Consider the following 18,709-nt stretch of genomic DNA (forward strand, 5'->3'; position numbering starts at 1 on the left):
GTCTCGATATCCATAGGGCCAGCTCCGCACCACTTCGACCGCCCAGCGGCAACGCTGCCGTGGAAAGAGCCAGCTTCGAATGCGAGAAACGACAGGCATCTCGATCAATTCAAGAGAGCCGTCAGTTTCGACGCCACGGCATCTCCCATTTCCGCAGTCGAGAGATGCCTGCTGCCGTTGGCGATGTCCGCCGTCCGGGCTCCGGATGCTACCGCGTCCGAAATCGCCCGTTCGATCAGATCAGCTTCTTTTCCCATGCCGAACGAGAAGCGAAGCATCATGGCGACACTCAGGATGGAGCCGATCGGATTTGCCAGCTCCTTGCCGGCGATGTCGGGCGCGCTCCCGTGCACCGGCTCGTAGAGGGCCGCGCGCCGTCCGTCGTCCTCGACCGGCCCCAGCGAGGCCGATGGCAACATGCCCAGAGAGCCGGTGGCCATCGCGGCGCAATCGGACAGAATATCGCCGAATAAATTGTCGGTCACGATGACGTCGAATTGAGCCGGTGCACGCACCAACTGCATGGCACAATTATCTGCAAGCATGTGGGTCAGTTCCAAGTCGGCATAGTCGGCATCGTGAACCGCCTGGACCTCCTCGCGCCAGAGCCTGCCTGCCTCCATCACGTTCTCTTTGGCAACCGAGCAGACCCGCCCCTTTCTCGTACGCGCAAGCTCAAATGCGACGTGAGCAACGCGCCGAATTTGGGTTGATGTATAGGCATGTGTGTTGACGCCGCGGCGTTCACCGTCGGGAAGCGTTTCGATACCGCGAGGCTCGCCAAAATACACGCCGCCGACGAGCTCTCGGACGATCACCATATCGAGGCCCTCGAGCACACGTTGCTTGAGCGAGGAGGCCTCATAGAGCGCCGGCATGACCTTGACCGGTCGCAGGTTCGCGAACAGATTGAAGTCGCGTCGCACGACCAGGAGGCTGCCGGCCTTGCGGGCCTGCGCAGGAATCGCATCGAAAGCGGGTCCGCCGGTCGCACCGAACAGAATAGCATCGGCGTCGCGCATCGCGCGACGCGTCAAGTCCGGCAGCACCTCGCCGTGCGCCTTGTACGCGTCTACGCCATAGTCGACGTCCACCAATTTCACTGGAAGCGACCGCTTTTCGGCGACCAGTTCGAGAATTCGACGACCCTGGGCGGTAACCTCGAGCCCGATTCCGTCTCCGCCGATCACTGCGACGCTGCGAATGTCGGGGCGTGTCACGACCGCACCTCGGCGATCTCATAGACCCACGGCCGACGCATGCGATCGCGTTCCTGATGCGCAGCGATCACGGCTTCACGTTTGAGCGTGATTCCGATGTCATCCAATCCTTCGAGCAGAGCCTCTCGTCGCAATCCTGGAATTTCGAAGGCATGTTCCTTCCCCCGAGGCGATACGACCCGTTGACGCTCAAGATCGACCGTCACGACCGCCCGTCCCGCATCCGGTTCCAGCTCGGACGCAATCTCCTCAATGGCGCTGCGCGCGAGCGCAACCGGCAGCACGCCGTTTTGAAAGCAATTGTTGTAGAAGATTTCGCCGAAGCTCGGCGCCAGCACAGCCTTCAGACCGATTTGCATCATGGCCCAAACCGCTCCCTCGCGAGAGGACCCGCAGCCGAAGTTCGCGCCCGCCAGCAGAATCTCGGATCCGCGATAAGGTGACTGGTTGAGAACAAACTCGGGATTCTCCGATCCGTCGGGCAAATAGCGCAATGCGCCAAAGCACCAGCGGCCCAGTTCGCTATGATCGGTCATGCCGACAAGCTTCTCGATCCGAATGATGACATCGGTGTCAATGTTGTCACTCAGAAGCGGAGCTGCCGTCGCCGACAGAACCCGAAACGGCTTCATGCTAGACTCCGAGGCTGCGCACGTCTGCGATATGCCCGGCGATGGCGGCAGCCACCGCCATCGCCGGACTCGCGAGATGGGTGCGAGCCCCCGGTCCCTGACGGCCGACGAAGTTTCGGTTTGAGGTCGAGACCGATCGCTGACCGGCCGGAATCGTCTCGCCATTCGCCGCAAGGCACATTGAGCAGCCAGGCTCCCGCCATTCGAAGCCGGCTTCGGTGAACACACGGTGAAGCCCTTCGGCCTCGGCTTGCCGCTTGATAGCCTCTGAACCCGGCACGACCCAGGCACGCACGGTCGGCGCGACCCGGCGTCCGCGGGCGATCTCGGCTGCCGAGCGTAGGTCGGATATGCGACTGTTGGTACAAGAGCCGATGAAAACCCAATCCACGGGCGTACCCGCAATCGGCTTACCGGGCTCAAGCCCCATATAGGCCAGCGCTGCGATCGCAGCAGTTCGCTTGCTGGTTTGGGCCATGGCGCCGGGATCAGGAATTACGCCGTCGATCGGCAGCACCTGTTCGGGACTTGTACCCCAGGTCACATGCGGCGCGATGCGGCCAACGTCGATCTCGACCTCTCGATCAAACTCCGCATCAACATCTGACGTGAGAGTGCGCCAATAGCCGAGTGCGCGATCCCAAAGCTCCCCGCTCGGCGCGAATCTGCGCTCCTTCAGATACGCGAAGGTTGTGTCGTCCGGCGCGACCATTCCCATCTTCGCACCCAGTTCGATCGATAGATTGCAGATCGTCAGCCGACCCTCGATGCCCATGTTGCGGATCGCACTGCCTGCATACTCTACGGCATAGCCGTTGCCTCCGGCGGCCCCGATCGTTCCGATCAGATGCAGGATGAGGTCCTTCGACGTCACCCCGGGACCCATGGCCCCCTCGAAGCAGACGCGCATCGTCTTCGGTCGCGGCTGCACCAATGTTTGCGTCGCAAGCACGTGAATGAGCTCCGTCGACCCAATTCCGAACGCCAGGGCTCCCATCGCGCCCTGCGTACAGGTGTGGCTATCACCGCAAACGAGAAGGACACCCGGCAATGTCAGTCCAAGCTCGGGTCCGATGACGTGGACGATACCCTGCCCAGGCTCACCGACATCGAACATGCGCACACCGGCCGCACGAGCCCCTGCACGCAGGCCGTCGAGGAGGCGAACGCCGGTTTCCGTCGTACCGGCGCGCCCCTGTGCACTCGAAATGGCATGGTCGGCCGTTGCGAAGGTTAGCTCGGGATTGCGGATGCGCAGTCCTCGCTGGTGCACGTCGCGCATCGCCGCAGGTCCTCCGAGATCGTGCATCATGTGACGGTCGATGTGCAACAGGAAGAAGTTGTCGCCAAGATCGGCGACGACGTGATCGTCCCATATCTTCTGGAACATGGCTCTGCCAGCCATCCTGATCCTACCCTCTTCCTGCTTGCCTATTGTCTCGCCAACCGGCGACCGCTTCTTCCGGGCCAGACACTAATGCTTCTGACCAAGTTTCACATCCTTTGGCATGAGCCGAGGCCAAACATCACGTATGTGATTATGCGGCCAAATCCGCAGATTGGATGCGGGCCTCGCAGACCTCGCACTCCATCGCGTTTACCTCACCGACGCGGCGTGCCACGATGCGATCAGAATTTGTGGTGCAAAGAGAGCAAACGGATGGCCTACGAGCAGATCAAGTACGAGGTCGAGGACCAGATTCTCACGATCACGCTGAACCGGCCCGACAAGCTCAACACTTACACCTACGCCATGCAGTCCGAGCTCATCAGCGCATTCGATCGCGCCGACGAGGACGACACCATCCGCGCCATCATTGTCACTGGCGCCGGGCGCGCCTTCTGCGCCGGCTCTGATCTGTCCGAAGGCAGCAAAACCTTCGATCAAGCCGCTCGGGCGGATCGCAAGACCGCGCCCCAGCTCCCGAACGGCGACGTGGAGTGGAGCCACGAAGCGGTGCGCGACGGCGGCGGCCGGCTAACGCTGCGCATCTTCAAGAGCCTCAAACCGGTGATCGCCGCCGTCAACGGCCCCGCTGTGGGCATCGGCCTCACCATGCAGCTTGCCATGGACATCCGCATCGCGGCCGACAACGCCCGCTTCGGCTTCGTGTTCTCACGCCGCGGCATTGTGCCCGAGGCGTGTTCAAGCTGGTTTCTGCCTCGCATTGTCGGCATCGCGCAGGCGCTGGAGTGGACCTATTCGGGTCGTGTGTTTCAGGCGAGTGAGGCGCTCGCCGGCCGCCTGATCAGCCGCGTCGTGCCACCGGATGAACTGCTGGCGACGGCGCGAGAACTTGCCCGCGAGATCGCAGTCAACGCCGCACCGGTGTCGATTGCACTGACCCGGCAAATGATGTGGCGCATGCTTGGTGCCGACGATCCGATGGAAGCACATAAGATCGACAGCCGCGCCATGTATTTCCGTGGCGCCGCTGCCGATGTGCGCGAGGGCGTGACGGCCTTCCTGGAGAAGCGGCCGGCCGTGTTCACCGACAGGGTTTCCGAAGACATGCCGCCATACTTTCCCTGGTGGCAGGAGCGAGACTACAAATAGATCGCACCCCAGGGGTGCCATTCGTGGCGAGCCACGAGCTATGTCGTTCGACCCTGACCAGGATTTCGCTCGCCCGCCGAAAACCGCGAAAAGCCCTCGTCCTGGGCCGCGCTCAATGAACGGATCCGGGCGTTCGTGGACAAACCATATTCGAAGGCCTGACGCCAGCCGGAGATCGACGCCGGAATCGTGTCCAGAGCGCGCTTGCTCTCCGAGAGCGCGACGGCATCGAACGCGCTGACGATCTTCGCCAGGCGATCGGCCTCGTCCATCAGTCCCGCAAGCGGCACGGAGCGATTGACCATTCCCCACGCTTCCGCGGTGCGGCCGTCAATCCGTTGGGCCGTCAACACCAGCCAGGCCGCACGTTTGGCGGTGAGCTGGATCTGCGCTCCGGGCCCCGAGAATTGCGGGTACGCCCCGAAACCAATTTCCGGCATTCCAATTTCGACCTCGTGGGCGGCAACGGCCAGGTCGCAGACGCTGACGAGCGTCGCACCGCCGCCGAGAGCGATCCCATTGACGGCGGCGATGAAGACCGCGGGATGCTCCCGGATCGCAATCAATACTTCAATCCAGTCGGACCGGGGATCGGGCGCCGTTCCCGCCTCCGCGTCGGCGCGCGCTTCCTTCAGATCGACACCCGAGCAGAACGTGTCGCCGGAGCCGGTCACCACGATGGCTCGGCATTCAGCACGAAGGGACGTCAGGGCGTCGAGAAGTTCGCGACGCCCGGCGCGGTTCAGCGCGTTCTTCTTTTCCGGTCGATTGAGACCGACGATGGCATAGCCGGGACGTTGTTCGACAGTCACGAGGGAGGACATTCAGCGCTCCTTGGTTAGTGGACGAAGACCGTGGCGGCGCGCTCGAGCCCCGGCCCTGGGTCGATAGGCCGTGTCGAACTTTCGAACTGGCAGGAGCGCGACCGCCTCAATCAGGGATCATCCGTCTAGACCTGCAAATGCTTCGCGAAGAAGCCCAAGCTGCGCGGCCAGGCGATATCGGAGCTCGCCTTGTCGTAGCTGGCCCGCGCGTCGCAATGAAAACCATGGTCCGCGCCCGGATAGGTGAAGACTTCGACATCCGGCTGCTTGGCCTTGATCGTCCCGACGTCGGTTAGCGGAATGTGGGCATCCTTCTCGCCAAAATGGAGCTGCGTTGGCACCTTTGGCTGCTCGTCGGCAAAGTGTACGATGCCGCCGCCGTAGTAGCCGACCGCGGCCGAAACACTCGTCAACCGGGCTGCCGCCAGATAGGCGATCACGCCCCCTAGGCAAAAGCCGATGATGCCAACCGGTCCGGCAGGCCTCGCCGCGTCGATCGTTGCCTGCGTGTCGCGCAGATACGCCGCCCAATCCGGATTGCCGACGAACTTCAAAGCATTCTCGATTTCATCGGGCGAATAGCCGCTCTGAAAATCTGGCTCGGTGCGGTCGAAGATGGACGGCGCGAACGCGACATAGCCCTCCTTCGCGAGCCGGTCGCAGATCAAGCGGATGTGGTGGTTGACGCCGAAGATTTCCTGGATCACGACGATCGCGCCCTTGGGGGCACCGGCCGGATCGGCGCGATAGCAGCCGAACTGAAAACCATCTGATGCCGTCAGTTTAACGTCTTGTCCCATAACTGATCCTTCTTTTGAGGTTGTACTAAGTCATATTTGCCATGACGGTGTGCGTCCGTTGCCGTCACATGTGGTTGGTTGGGGGCGCCGATCTGCGCGAGCTGCCTAGGCGAGATGGCGAGCGAAGAACGTGGTGATGCGGCCTCGTGCGTCAGCGGCGTCCTGGTCTTTGTAGCTCGACCCCAGAACGACACCGAGGACTCCGATCAGGCCCTTGTGATCGTCCATAAAGGAGTGCCCGGCGTCAGGATATTCCTTGACGTCGTGGTCGACCTGCTGACGCTCGAGCGCACCTTGCAGCCGCGGTGCCGCGCCTTTCAGCGTCCAGTCGCGCTTGCCAAAGCTCGCGACCATCGGACAGGCACCATTCAGGATCGCATCGATATCGTTCGGGACGGAGCCATAATTGGGCGCAACTGCCGAAAAGCCATGGCCGGCCGCCAGGAGGATTGCAAAAGCACCACTGGCGCAGAAGCCGACAACTCCGGTTTTGCCCGTGCAATCCTCGCGGCCTACGAGCCACTGCCTGACGGCATCGACATCGTCGAATGCCGCTCCCCTTCGCGCCGTAAGGTCCACCATCAGGGCGCGGATACAACGGAGCCGCCCGCCCCAGGAAAACAGGTCCGGCGCCACCGCAACATACCCTTCCCTCGCCAACCAATCGGCATGGCCACGTGTGACGTCGGTCAGGCCGAAGATGTCATGGAGCACGATGACGCCGGGCCACGGTCCCTCGCCTTGCGGCGTGGCGACGTAGCTCTTGAGCCGATGGTGCGGCGTTGAAATCGATGTCTCGGTCATGTCGTCTCCTGAGAACGGATGGTGGCGCACGGCTCCAACGCAGGCGGGGTAGGTGTCATCACACAGCGGCGCGCTTCACTTGACCGGCGTCGGTTGATAGCTCAGGAGACGCCATTGCCCACCAGAGTTGCGAACGACGGCCAGGAAACGGTTGTCCAGGATCAACGGCGCGCCGTTGAGCAGTCCACGCGCCTTCATGCGGCCGCGAAGAAGCGCCACCTCCGAGAGCACCAGCGTGCCTTGTTCCTCGATCGAGATCGATTCATAGCGAAAGTATCCGCTCCGCACCTTCGCCAGGTAGGATTCCTTGCCATCCGTTGCTGCGTTTGAATGCGCGTAGACCAGCAGATCGTCCAGGACTTCGCGCAACACGGCGATGTCAGCCTGCTTCATCGCCTCGTACCGGCGCCGCTCCATGTCTGCAATCGCTTGTTCCATGAAGCCTTCTTCCTTCAGCACCGGCTATCCTGCATCCACGCGATCAAAGGAGCGTTCACACAGCGACGAAATCCAGCCGAGGCGAGCGCGCCGGCGGAGCGACATCTCTATCTCGTCACGCCGAGGCAACGGGAGGCGCGAAGACAATCTCCTTGGCAGCCCGCGGTATGAAGTCGACGGCATTTGGCGCTCCCTCTTCACGCCACATCTCGTAGGCGATTTCGCGCACGATCTTGCCGTCCTTCATCTCGAAGAGGTGGGTCAGGCGCACGGCAAGCTCGGACCCGACAGGATAGGGAATGTTGGGCATTTCGTTGCCTACCACGGTGATGTAGCCAATCTGGTCGTCAAACACGAATTGCTCGGTTGCGAAGCGGCGCAGCGGCACCACGCGTCGATAGGCGACAGTGCGGAAGATCGCGCGATAGGCTTCGAGGATCTCTTTCTTGTCGTTCATCACGATACCGCGCGTGGGCGCTTCCCAGCTGATCGTATCGCCATAAAGCGCGATCGCCTTCTCGACGGTTTCAGGCGTCTCGTTATGGAAATGCGCTTCGACCACTTTCAGATTGCGCGCGACGATCTGCTCACGCGTCAGTGCGCTGTCCGGAATCGTCGTGTCGACCGATATCGGTCCTTCTATGGTACGCTCAACACCCGCCATTTGCTCCTCCCGTTCTTGTTCACTTACGATACGTGCTGTCGACGATCTTGTTCGTGATGCTGCCGATTCCTTCGACCCACGACGTGAGCAAGGCGCCTGGCTTCATGTAGATCCGCGGTTTGCGGCCGATGCCCACACCATCCGGCGTTCCCGTCAGGATGACGTCGCCTGGCCGCAGCGTGACGTGGCGCGACGTGAAGGCGATGAGCTGTGGAACGCTGAACACCATGTCTGCCGTGGTGCCGCGCTGCATGACATCGCCGTCTACGATCGTCTCGAGCTTCAAGTTTGCGACCGAAATGGCATCCGCCGTGACAACGAACGAACCGATGGGGCAACTCTTGTCCACATTCTTGCCAAGAGCCCACTGCCCAGTACTCAGCGTGACCGACTGAAGCTGGGCCGCGCGGCCGCTGACATCGTTTGCGACCGTATATCCGAACACGTTCTCTGCCGCCGTCTTTTCATCGGCATCGATGGTCGTGGCACCCACGATGGCGGCCAGCTCGACTTCCCAGTCCAGTCCGTCCGGTTCGGCGACCGGGACGGGTATCTCCGTTCCATTGACGACGAGCTCGGATGCCCATCGCGCGAACAGATTTGGGAAGGTTGGCGTCGGCAGGTTCGCTTCGGCGCCGTGCTTGACGTAGTTGATGGCTGCGCAAACAATCTTGGCGTCGCGCGGCACCGGCGGTGCGAGCGTCAGCTCGGTGAGCCGGATTTCGCCCTCGCGGAGCCCCGAGGCCCGCTGCCTCCAGCCGGACAGATCCTCGTAGAACGCATCAGTTGACGCGAGCGGCGCGACCTTGTTGTCGATCACGACGCCCATCATACGGTCCTGCGGATCGCGCCCACCGGTTTTGACGTAACCAACAAAGCGCATGATGTCGTCCTCCGATCGCTAGTTCGGTCTCGGAAAGGCGAGATCGACTTTGCTGGCGTTGGCGTCCGGCCAGCGAGCTGAGACGGTCTTGGTTCGCGTGTGAAAGGCAATCGCACCGGGACCGAACAGTTTCGTCTCGGTGAAGGCACTGTCCTTCCAGCCGGCGAAGTTGTGAAAAAACACCGGGAACGGAATCGGCACATTGACGCCGACCTGACCGGCCTCGACTTCGTCCACGAAACGACGAGCAAGGCCGCCGTCGCTGGTGAAGATCGCCGCTCCATTGCCGAGCGGGTGCCCCGCAATGATCGCGACGGCGTCCTGGTAACTGGCGGCACGGACGACCGATAGCACCGGGCCAAACAATTCATCGGAATGCACGGCCATCCCGGGGCGCACGTGATCCACCAAACTCGGACCGAGATACCAGCCCTCCCCCTTCGTCACGACGTCGCGACCGTCGGCCACGACTGTCGCGCCCTCCGAAGCGGCGTTGGCGAGATATGACACGATACGGTCGCGGCTTTCGGCCGTAATCAGCGGGCCGACCTCGGTTCCTGCTTCAGACGGATCGCCGGTACGCAACTTCGCGACCCGATCCTTGATCTTTTGGACAAGCGCATCACCGATTGTCCCGACGGCGACTACCACGGAAACCGCCATGCAACGCTGCCCTGCCGCGCCATAGGCAGCGGAGACCGCCGCATCCGCGGCAAGATCCAAATCGGCATCCGGCAGGACAACCATGTGGTTCTTGCCGCCGCCAAACGCCTGCACCCGCTTGTTGCGGCTGACGCCGGCGATTCGAATGGCTTTCGCGACCGGCGTCGAACCGACAAAGCTGATGCCGGCGACGTCGGGGTGCTCGACCAAATGGTCCACGATTGCTTTGCCGCCGAGCACCACGTTGAGAACGCCTGGTGGCAGGCCCGCGCCTGCGAATATCTCGGCTAGGCGAAGCGTTGCCGAGGGATCGCGGTCGCTCGGCTTGAGGACGACGGTGTTGCCGCAGGCGAGCGCCATCGCGCTTTGCACGACTGGGATCAGCACCGGGAAGTTAAAGGGACTGATCGCCGCGACCACGCCGATCGGAAAGCGAACCTCCGTCGCGTCGACGCCACGCGATACGCTTGGGCTGAACGCGCCACCGTACCAGCTTCCGATCGACGCCAACTGGCCCAGCACCTCGATGGCACGGTCGACCTCGGCGCCAGCATCCGCGGGCGTCTTGCCGAGTTCGGCAACAACAATGTCGACGACCTCATCACGGGTACTCTTGAGCGCCGCACGCATGTCGAGCATGACGGTCGCGCGATTTTGCAGTCCCTGCGACGACCAGGCCGGAAAGGCAGCACGGGCGGCGGCGACGGCTCGATCGACCTCAGCCGACGTCCCGATGGCCGCAATGGCGGTGGGCTTTCCGTTCGACGGATTGAAGACCTGCGAACCGCTGTCGGCCGGGAAACGTTCACCTGCGATGAAATGGCCGACGTGCTTCATTGCTCTTCTCCCCGACTGCGCTGCCACGCGGCTGCCGGTGCTTGCCGTCTTGGCCTGCGCGCTCTTGACCCCTCCGACTAAACCATAATTTGTACGACACGTCAATATTGACATGTCGTACATTTTAGAACGGTTGCGTCGGTGAAGGCATCGATGCGGGACTCGATCCGGACCTGCCGGTCAAACGTTGCCGAATTCCAATGATCCCTGTGCTCGACGATCCGCCCGTCGAGGAGCTTCATGAAGCAGCAGCCCTCGACCCGAAACGACTTTCCAGTCGGGGGCTCGCCAAACGATTCTCCCAGAAAAGTACCGGACATGATCCATTCGCCGGCGGCAGCCTCCGTGGTTACGGCGCTACGGCTTACTTCCATCTTGAAGTCCGGGAATGTCGTGAACGTCCCTTCGAAGAAGGCCTTGATGGCCTCTCGGCCGTGGAACACCTTGTCCAAAGCAACGTCGCAATAATGCGCATCCTCGACAAAGAGGCTCAGAAACGACGGCGTGTCTTGCGTGCTCCAGGCCCTCGCCCATCGCGTGACCAAATTGTCCTCGCCGTTCGTGATGCCTGGCGGGCTCATCAGATGTCCTCCGCTGATAGGCATGGGGCACGCGCCCCGGGCGCGGCCGCGACGCCTGGCGCGCCGAAGCGAGATTTGCGTATCAACAATGACACGTCATCCATAATTGAATGGGAATCGACCCGCGGGGACAGTGATGTTAGGGTCCCGAAATGAGAATCGGATTCACCCTGCGTCCCAGACGCAAACACATCAAGTCTGCTGGCATGTTGCGACTGTTCAGAGTGTAGATGGCGACCAAGATCATCAAGGACGACACGCCCGCAGCTGCGAACCGCAATCAGCGTCGACGCCAACGGACGCGCGAGACGATCCTTGCCGCGGCCGAGCTGGTCTTTCGCCGCAAGGGAATCGATGGCACGACCGTCAATGACATCACCGAGCAGGCTGATGTCGCGTATGGCTCGTTCTATAATCACTTCAAGTCGATCGACGAGATCGTCGGCGCGCTCGTCGCGGCGTCGCTGCAACGGGTCGCTGACCGGACCGGCAGCATTCTGGAAAAAGCCGAGCGTGTCGAACTGCTCCCTTGCGTCGGCGCGCGGGTGATCATGCGCACGCTGTGGCAGGATCCAGCCATCCGCTGGCTGCTCGGCCGCCCCTACGTCTTCGTCGACGAGTTTTACAAGGTGGCTACGCCGTTCATGGTCTCGTTTGAACGCGCGGCCGTTGAGGCCGGCGTATTGCGGCCGGCCGGCGGCCACGACTATTGGCTGAAGGTTTACCCCTGGCTTCTCATCGCGGAACTCACCGTGCTCGCGGACACTGGAAATATTGCCGAGCATGAGGAACGCTTTGCGCGAGTCAGCTTGCGCCTGCTCGGCATTGACGATGGCCTCGCTCCGGGATTGCTCACGCGCTCTCGGGAGCTGGTTGCCGAAGGCGGCATCCCCGAGCTGAAAGCGCGTAGCTCCAAACGAACCAAAAGCACCGCGACCTCGTAGTCGCGGAGAATAGCCATTCATCAGCCTCTCCCGGCAATCTCGCGAATGCTTGGAACGAACAGATCAGGCGTGACGTCAATGTCGGCAACACCAGGCGGGTTGTAACGACTGAGGTCGGTGACACCGTGCGCGGCGAGCACCTCGTCGTCCACGAAGAAATTGCCGGTCACGGTCTTGGCGTCGGATGTCAGGATCAGATGGGCAGCGTCGGCCATGATCTCCGGTGAGCGCAACCGGCCGGTGTCGAGATGCGCCTTGAACTCCGTCATCGCGGCCGTGTCGATGGCGGTCCGCGGCCAGAGGGTGTTGGCGGCGACGCGCCCGCGAAACTCGCCAGCGACGCCGAGCATCACCAGAGACATCCCGAATTTCGCAATGGAGTAAGCGACGTGCGGCGCGAACCATCGCTCTTCCATGTAGAGCGGCGGCGAGATTGCAAGGACGTGCGGGTTGGCGGCCGCAAGGAGATGCGGCAGGCACTTTTGCGTCACCAGGAAAGTGCCGCGGGTGTTGACGCCATTGATCAGGTCGTAGCGTTTCAGCGGCGTGTCGAGAATGCCAGTCAGCCGCACCGCGCTGGCGTTGTTAATGCAGATATCGATGCCGCCGAAATGGTTCACCGTGGCGACCACGGCTGCCTCGACCTGCTCCTCCTCGCGGATATCGCAGACCAGCGGCAACGCGTGTCCGCCGGCGTCCTCGATCTCACGCGCCGCGCTGTAGATCGTCCCGGGCAGCGACGGATGCGGTTCGGCCGTCTTGGCCGCGATCGCGACGTTGGCGCCATCACGCGCGGCGCGCACGGCGATGGCAAGCCCGATTCCGCGCGAGCCACCGCTAATGAAGATCGTCTTGCCGGATAGTGTTGCCTCCATCGTGATATTCCCACCTAGTCGAGCGCCAGGATGGGTCCGAAACCCTGCCAGCGCGTGCCGTCGAATCTGTGCATCCGCACCTGCTGGATTGGGTAATGATCCGTCGGTGAGGTGTTGACCTTGATGCCGGGCAACAGAAGGTCGAGCTCGAAATCCTTCAGGCTCTCAGCCTGCTTCAGGACGTTGGCGCGCGTCAGATCGTCACCGCATTGCTGAAGGATATGCACCATGGTTTGTGCGGACATGTAGCCATATCCGATGTTCCAATTGTGCTTGTTCTCGCCAGGAAGGTATTTGTCGACGAAGGCGACGAACTTCTTCATGCCGGGATCGTCATCCCAGGACGGATCGCCAAACTCCTTGACGTAGTTCGAGGTGATGATGTCCTTTGCGTTCTCGAGGCCCGCCGGCTTGAGAACGTTCTCGATCGAAAGCGAAATGCCGACCAGGACGTGCACCGGCTTCCACCCCATTTCTGCGGCTTTTCGGATCGCAATCGCCGCGAATTTTGGGGTCGTAAGATTTACGAAGACGTCGACACCCGTGGTGCGGATCTTCACCAGCTGCGAGTCGATGGTCGGGTCCGTCACTTCGTAGGTCTGCTCGACGACGATATTGCCCACCTTGTCGCCAAGGCCCTTCTTGAATCCCGTGATGTTGTCACGGCCGAGACCATCGGCGGAGTAGAGAACGCCAATCCTGGCAGTCGGATAATTCTCTGCGAGGTATTTTCCATAGACGGATGTCTCGCCTTGCGAGTGGGGCTGAAATCCCATCGACCACGGAAACTGCTTGTAATCCCCGAACACCGTTCCCCCGGACGCAGTCAGAAGGTGCGGTATCTTCTTGGCGGTGATGTACTTGATCGCCGCCAGATTGGTGGGCGTCCCCAGGACACTGTAGAGCAAAAGCACTTCGTCGCTCTCGATCAGCTTGCGGACCTGCTCCACCGTCTTGGGCGGACTGTAGCTGTCATCGTAGGAGATGTAATCGATCTTGCGGCCGTTGACCCCGCCCTGATCGTTGATCATCTTGAAGTAGGCCGCTTGCGTCCGGCCGACCACCGCAAACGCTGAGTTCGGTCCGCTATACGGCATCGTGTTGCCGATCTTGATCGACGTGTCGCTTGCACCTGGATCGTACAATTTCTCGGCGTGGCCTGCGCAGGTCGAGATCGCTACGGCGACTGCGGCCAACAGCGCGCTTCTTGCTTCCCACATGACTTTCCCTCCCCTGTCGTCGAATTCATTCATTCTGAACCGAATCTAACATCGCTCACGCGAGCGCTGAGCTTCGTCAGTAACCAACCGTGAAGCGGCGCCCAGAATGGCGCCGCTGCTCGATCTCGTCGACCAAAGCGACGGCATAATCCTCGTAGGAAATCCAGCTTCGCCCACCGGCATCGCGTAGCGCAGTATCTGCGCCAAGCCTGAACACGCCGGTGCGTTCGCCGGGCACGAACTGCGCCGACGGCGACAGGAACGTCCAGTCGAGATCGCTCGTCTGCTGCAACGTCTCGAGGAAGTTGCAGCCCGCGCGTGACTCGGCCCTGTATGGCTCGGGAACACCGCCTGCATCGATCAGCTTGACGCCATCGCCGTTGTCGAGACTGCCGGCGCCGCCGACCACGACGTAGCGCGGACCGCCCGCCTGACGCACGGCGCCGATCAGGCTGTCGGCCTTGCCATCCAGGAAGTGGACACTACTGACAACAACGTCGTGGTCGCGCAGCGCCGCCGAGAGATCATCGACGTGATTGGTGTCGCCTTTTCGGGCGGTCACCCCATCGAACTGCGGCACCTTCTCCGGATGCCGCACGATGGCCGTGACCTGATGGCCGCGCCTGACAAGCTCAGCCAGGATTCGCGATCCGGCATTGCCGGTCGCACCGATCAGAGAAACCTGCATTTTCCCTTCCTGCCAATGAGCCGCTTGCCGGCTTTACAATCTCGTCGCTCGCCTCTGGCGACGTTTGGCAGCCCCCTCGAAACCGAGATCAATCGCGTCGCGACCCAGGGTAACGGCCCCGAGTATTGACCCACTTTGCACGATATGTCAATTATGATCATACGTCCAATATAACGGGGATATGGCTGCGCGCGTGACGCACGGGCGCCTTTCAGCACTGCCGATCGTGGAGGCGTTGCCGCCGCCGTTCTCGACCGGCTGAACAAGCGCATTCGCGCGTGGCCGTTCGTCACATGCCGATCAGGTCAGCCTTGTCGATGACGTTCTTCACCAGGCGGATGGTCGCCGCGTCGATCATCTCGCCGTCGTAGACCACGGCGCCGAGCCCTTGCGCCTCGGCTTCACGATACGCTTTCGTCATCGCACGCGCCGCATCGACGTCGGCTTGCGAGGGCGAGAATACCCGTTGCGCATGCTCGATCTGCGCCGGATGGATCGCCCATTTGCCGACCATGCCGATCAGCTTCGCACGTCGGCACTCCTCGCTATAGGTCGCGTCATCCTTGAAGTTGCCGAAGGGACCGTCGATTGCGTCGATGCCTGCTGCGCGGGCGGCGATCGTGATCTTTTGCCGGCCGTAGTGCCAGATGTCCCCGGGATAGCCGTTCGGCCCATACACGGCGCCGAGGTCGATGCCTTGCGATGCCGAAAAATCGCCAACCCCGTAGATCAACGCTTCAAGCCGCGGCGAGGATCGGGCGATCTCCTCCACGTTGATCATCGCCTCGACTTCCTCGATCAGGACCTCCAAACCGATACGCTTGTTGATCCTGAGCTTCTTCTCGAGCTGATTTAGCAACGTATCCACGAACAGAACGTCGCTTCCACGCATGACCTTGGGTATCATGATCACGTCGAGGTGCTGGTGCGCACCCTCGACCACCGTGATGATGTCTTCGAACGCCCACTCGGTGCCGAGATCGTTGATGCGCACGCAGCGTGTCTTCCCGCCCCAGTCGAGGCTCTTGAGCGCTTCGACAGCCTTCCCTCGCGCCTCCACTTTGGCTTTCGGCGCAACGGCATCCTCCAAATCGAGAAAGACCATGTCGGCCTTGCTTCCGGCCGCCTTCGCCATCATGCGCTCGTTCGACGCCGGCACCGCCAACTCCACCCGGCGCAACCTCTTCTTTCGTTCCTGCATCACCCTCTCCTGTAACAATTATCTCACCACGCCACGCGACCTCAGGTCGCGCAGCCGCTCATCGCCAATGCCGATACCGGCCAAAACCTCGGCAGCGTGCTCCGACAACATCGGAGCACGTCGTCTGATTGCGCCCGGCGTCTCGGTCATCTTGATCGGCACGCCAGCAACCGCGAACTCGCCCTCGCAACCCGGATGTTCAAGCGCGACGATCATGTCGCGCGCGGCAAAGTGCGGATCCCGCACGATGTCGGCTACCGTATAAACCGGCGCGAACGGCACGTGCCCGCCGAACAGCGCGGATAATTCGTGCTTGCTGCGCGACAACGTAAATTCTGAAATTGTGTCGTAGACGAGATCCTGATGCCGCCGCCGCGCCTCCTCGGTGGCCAAGCGAGGATCAGATGCCTTCTCCGGCTTGTCCATCAGTTCGCACAAGCGGCTCCAGAAAGCGTCGGTGTGGCAAGCCAGCGTCAGGTGACCATCCTTGCAAGGGATGATGCCGAAAGGCGTCAGAAAGGGATGCCGTTGCCCCTCGGGCTGCGGCACTTCGTTCTCATAAGAATGTTGGTAGACAATCCGCTCACAGAGGGCCAGAACGCTGTCCACCATGGAAACATCGACAAATTGTCCCCGGCCGGTCTGTTTCGCCCGATAGACGGCCGCGAGCACGCCGACGGCGCACATCATTGCCGGTACGATGTCGCCAACGCCCGGGCCTACCTTAATCGGTTGGCTTGTGCTCGCACCCGTGATGCCCATGATGCCGCCCATCGCCTGCGAGATCACGTCGTACGCGGGCCAGTTGACATAGGGACTGCGTCCGGTGCGCGGGTCACCGAAGCCGCGCACCGCGCCATAGACGAGCCTGGGGTTGACTTCCCGCAACACCTCGTAGGAGAGCCCAAGCCGGTCCATTACGCCGGCACGGTAGTTCTCTATGAGAACGTCCGAGCTCTTGACCAGATCAATCAAGATGTCACGCGCCTCCGGCTTTTTCAGATCTAGACCGACCGAAAGCTTGTTGCGATTGACGCTTTGAAAATAGCCTCCGAAGGCATGAAGCTTGTCGTCGGGACGATAGGGCCCGACCGAACGGACGTAGTCGCCGTCCAGCGGCTCTATCTTGATCACCTCGGCGCCCTGATCTGCGAGCAACATCGACGCGTATGGCCCGGCGAGCATCAGGGTCATGTCGATTACCCTGAGACCAGCAAGCGCTCCCTCGGACGCAGTGGAAACCATTACTGCCTCCAATGCGACCGCTTCTTGACCAGCACCCGCCGGTCACCTTCGAACACGATCTTGTCGTCCTGATTGACACCCCAATGGTGGAAGACGACGATGCCGGCGTCCGCACGTTCGCTGTCCAGCTTCTCGAGCACTTCGGTATACGCATAGAGCGTGTCACCGTGAAAAACCGGTTCCTTGAAGCGGATGTTGGTCATGGCCAACTCGGCAAGTGCATTTTCCGACGTATCCTGGCTGGACATGCCGATGATCAGCGAAGCGGTTACGCCGCCGAACTGCAGGCGCTTCTTGAACATGGTGTCGCGCATGACGAGTTCATCGAAATGCCCCGACGCCGTATTCATCACCATGTTCGTAATCACGACGTTCTCGGTCGGCTCAATCGTCTTGCCGCGGCGGTGGCGCAGCACTTCGCCAACCTTGAAATCCTCGAAGTAGTTGTTGTTGCTTGTGAGCTCGGCGGTCTTCATCGTTTGCTCCGTCCAAGAAGATGGTCCGAAATGATCCGCAACTGGATCTCCGAGGTTCCCTCAAAAATCTTCGTCAAACGGGCATCGCGCCAATAGCGTTCCGCTGCATGCAGCTTGGTGTAGCCGGCGCCGCCGTGGATTTGCAGCGCCTCGCTCGTGACACGTTCCGACATCTCGCTTGCGAATAGTTTGGCCATCGACGCCTCTTTGTCGCAACGCCGCCCGCTGTCGATCTCGACACAGACGTAGTACATGAGCTGACGAGCAGCCTCGATCTGGCTGGCCATCTCTCCGATCTTGAAGCGAATCGCCTGGAACTCCGATATCGGATTGCCGAACTGCACGCGCTCCTTGGCGTAGGCGATGGCATCTTCGAGCCCTCCGCGGGCCAAGCCAATCGCACGAGCCGCGGTATGCGCGCGCGGCTGCTCAAGCCCACTCGTCGCGTAGTAGAATGCCTTGCCTTCCTCGCCGATAAGGTTCTCTTTCGGCACACGAAAATTATCGAAGGCCAATTCCCACGTCTTGAAGCCGAAATACCCGATCTTGGGAATGGGCGCCCCACCCACGCCGGGCGGCAATTCGCCTCGCTTCTTGGGAATGATGAACATGCTGATGCCGAGATGTCGACGAGCAGGATCCATCTCGGACGTTCGCGCCATGACCATCAGATAGTCGGCACCATCGGCGAACGTGCACCAGTACTTGTTTCCGGTCAGCAGATAGCTATCGCCATCCTTTCGCGCACGACACTTCAAGCTTGCGATATCCGACCCGGTATCAGGCTCCGACATCGCGAAGGAGCCAAGCATCTCGCCGCGTGCGATTTTCGGCAGATACGTCTTCTTCTGCTCGTCGGTCATGGCGGTCCAGCCGATCATGCCGTTTCCGCGAGCGATGATGCTGGCCACGCTCATCCAGCCACGCGCGAGCTCTTCGGTGATCAGGCAGTATTCGAAACAACCGAGTCCCAGGCCGCCATGCTCCTCCGGCATGACGATTCCGAAATACCCCATCTCCGCCATCTTGTCGCGCAGCGACATCGGTATGTCTTCCTGAAGCGGATCGAGCTTATTGGCGATCGGAAGAACCTCGCGCATCGCGAATTCGCGCGCGGTTTCCTGGATCAGACGCCGCTCTTCGGTCATGTAGGACAT

At 61.4% G+C, this 18,709-nt stretch carries 20 protein-coding genes; 2 read left to right on the top strand and 18 right to left on the bottom strand.

The window, feature by feature from the left end:
• Nucleotides 1-104: 104 nt before the first annotated feature.
• The 3 genes from leuB to leuC are packed head-to-tail and all read right to left on the bottom strand — an operon-like array spanning nucleotide 105 to nucleotide 3,257.
• Entirely contained in the window at nucleotides 105-1,220 is a 1,116-nt protein-coding gene (leuB, locus tag JJE66_RS27340; RefSeq protein ID WP_311979960.1) for a 3-isopropylmalate dehydrogenase, read from the bottom strand.
• A complete protein-coding gene (gene leuD, locus JJE66_RS27345; protein ID WP_200517554.1) occupies nucleotides 1,217-1,852 on the bottom strand; it encodes a 3-isopropylmalate dehydratase small subunit in 636 nt (211 codons plus the stop codon). The genes leuB and leuD overlap by 4 nt, the downstream gene beginning before the upstream one ends.
• 1 nt (nucleotide 1,853) lies before the next feature.
• Entirely contained in the window at nucleotides 1,854-3,257 is a 1,404-nt protein-coding gene (gene leuC / locus JJE66_RS27350) for a 3-isopropylmalate dehydratase large subunit (protein ID WP_200517555.1), read from the bottom strand.
• 255 nt (nucleotides 3,258-3,512) lie between these two features.
• Between leuC and JJE66_RS27355 the strand changes: the two genes are divergently transcribed.
• A complete protein-coding gene (locus JJE66_RS27355) occupies nucleotides 3,513-4,409 on the top strand; it encodes a crotonase/enoyl-CoA hydratase family protein (protein ID WP_200517556.1) in 897 nt (298 codons plus the stop codon).
• 38 nt (nucleotides 4,410-4,447) lie between these two features.
• On the opposite strand, the gene JJE66_RS27360 is transcribed toward JJE66_RS27355, so the two are convergent.
• The 8 genes from JJE66_RS27360 to JJE66_RS27395 all read right to left on the bottom strand — a co-directional run bounded on the left by JJE66_RS27360 (nucleotide 4,448) and on the right by JJE66_RS27395 (nucleotide 10,903).
• Nucleotides 4,448-5,233: an enoyl-CoA hydratase/isomerase family protein gene (locus JJE66_RS27360; protein ID WP_200517557.1), complete on the bottom strand. Its 786-nt coding sequence runs from the start codon at nucleotides 5,231-5,233 to the stop codon at nucleotides 4,448-4,450.
• Between the two features lie 125 nt (nucleotides 5,234-5,358).
• Nucleotides 5,359-6,033: a dienelactone hydrolase family protein gene (locus tag JJE66_RS27365; RefSeq protein ID WP_200517558.1), complete on the bottom strand. Its 675-nt coding sequence runs from the start codon at nucleotides 6,031-6,033 to the stop codon at nucleotides 5,359-5,361.
• 105 nt (nucleotides 6,034-6,138) lie between these two features.
• A complete protein-coding gene (locus tag JJE66_RS27370; protein ID WP_200517559.1) occupies nucleotides 6,139-6,837 on the bottom strand; it encodes a dienelactone hydrolase family protein in 699 nt (232 codons plus the stop codon).
• Nucleotides 6,838-6,912: 75 nt separating this feature from the next.
• Nucleotides 6,913-7,296 carry a nuclear transport factor 2 family protein gene (locus JJE66_RS27375; RefSeq protein WP_200517560.1) on the bottom strand — a complete coding sequence of 128 codons (384 nt, stop codon included), beginning with the start codon at nucleotides 7,294-7,296 and terminating at the stop codon, nucleotides 6,913-6,915.
• A 94-nt stretch (nucleotides 7,297-7,390) separates the two neighbouring features.
• Nucleotides 7,391-7,939, bottom strand: a complete 549-nt coding sequence (locus JJE66_RS27380) for a nuclear transport factor 2 family protein (RefSeq protein ID WP_200517561.1) — start codon at nucleotides 7,937-7,939, stop codon at nucleotides 7,391-7,393.
• Nucleotides 7,940-7,958: 19 nt separating this feature from the next.
• Nucleotides 7,959-8,822, bottom strand: coding sequence for a fumarylacetoacetate hydrolase family protein (locus JJE66_RS27385; protein WP_200517562.1), 864 nt, complete (start codon nucleotides 8,820-8,822; stop codon nucleotides 7,959-7,961).
• A gap of 18 nt (nucleotides 8,823-8,840) precedes the next feature.
• Complete coding sequence (mmsA, locus tag JJE66_RS27390) at nucleotides 8,841-10,322, bottom strand: CoA-acylating methylmalonate-semialdehyde dehydrogenase (protein WP_200517563.1); 1,482 nt, start codon at nucleotides 10,320-10,322, stop codon at nucleotides 8,841-8,843.
• A gap of 101 nt (nucleotides 10,323-10,423) precedes the next feature.
• Nucleotides 10,424-10,903, bottom strand: a complete 480-nt coding sequence (locus JJE66_RS27395) for an ester cyclase (protein WP_200517564.1) — start codon at nucleotides 10,901-10,903, stop codon at nucleotides 10,424-10,426.
• A gap of 230 nt (nucleotides 10,904-11,133) precedes the next feature.
• Here JJE66_RS27395 and JJE66_RS27400 point away from each other — a divergent pair, with 230 nt between their 5' ends.
• Nucleotides 11,134-11,847: a TetR/AcrR family transcriptional regulator gene (locus JJE66_RS27400; protein WP_200517565.1), complete on the top strand. Its 714-nt coding sequence runs from the start codon at nucleotides 11,134-11,136 to the stop codon at nucleotides 11,845-11,847.
• 20 nt (nucleotides 11,848-11,867) lie between these two features.
• Here JJE66_RS27400 and JJE66_RS27405 read toward each other — a convergent pair whose 3' ends face one another.
• From JJE66_RS27405 to JJE66_RS27435, 7 genes are all read right to left on the bottom strand, one after another.
• Nucleotides 11,868-12,722, bottom strand: a complete 855-nt coding sequence (locus tag JJE66_RS27405; protein WP_200517566.1) for an NAD(P)-dependent oxidoreductase — start codon at nucleotides 12,720-12,722, stop codon at nucleotides 11,868-11,870.
• A 14-nt stretch (nucleotides 12,723-12,736) separates the two neighbouring features.
• Nucleotides 12,737-13,942: an ABC transporter substrate-binding protein gene (locus tag JJE66_RS27410; protein ID WP_200517567.1), complete on the bottom strand. Its 1,206-nt coding sequence runs from the start codon at nucleotides 13,940-13,942 to the stop codon at nucleotides 12,737-12,739.
• A 76-nt stretch (nucleotides 13,943-14,018) separates the two neighbouring features.
• Nucleotides 14,019-14,630, bottom strand: a complete 612-nt coding sequence (locus JJE66_RS27415) for an NAD(P)-dependent oxidoreductase (protein WP_200517568.1) — start codon at nucleotides 14,628-14,630, stop codon at nucleotides 14,019-14,021.
• Between the two features lie 289 nt (nucleotides 14,631-14,919).
• Nucleotides 14,920-15,831 carry a CoA ester lyase gene (locus JJE66_RS27420; protein WP_200517569.1) on the bottom strand — a complete coding sequence of 304 codons (912 nt, stop codon included), beginning with the start codon at nucleotides 15,829-15,831 and terminating at the stop codon, nucleotides 14,920-14,922.
• Between the two features lie 18 nt (nucleotides 15,832-15,849).
• Complete coding sequence (locus JJE66_RS27425; RefSeq protein ID WP_283818520.1) at nucleotides 15,850-17,076, bottom strand: CaiB/BaiF CoA-transferase family protein; 1,227 nt, start codon at nucleotides 17,074-17,076, stop codon at nucleotides 15,850-15,852.
• Nucleotides 17,076-17,552: a MaoC family dehydratase gene (locus JJE66_RS27430; protein WP_200517571.1), complete on the bottom strand. Its 477-nt coding sequence runs from the start codon at nucleotides 17,550-17,552 to the stop codon at nucleotides 17,076-17,078. Before JJE66_RS27430 ends, JJE66_RS27425 begins: the two co-directional genes overlap by 1 nt.
• The gene (locus tag JJE66_RS27435; RefSeq protein ID WP_200517572.1) at nucleotides 17,549-18,709 is read right to left on the bottom strand and encodes an acyl-CoA dehydrogenase family protein; all 1,161 of its coding nucleotides are present in this window, start codon (nucleotides 18,707-18,709) and stop codon (nucleotides 17,549-17,551) included. Before JJE66_RS27435 ends, JJE66_RS27430 begins: the two co-directional genes overlap by 4 nt.

Origin of the sequence: Bradyrhizobium diazoefficiens, from assembly GCF_016612535.1 — a bacterium.
Classification (GTDB): Bacteria; Pseudomonadota; Alphaproteobacteria; order Rhizobiales; family Xanthobacteraceae; genus Bradyrhizobium; species Bradyrhizobium diazoefficiens_C.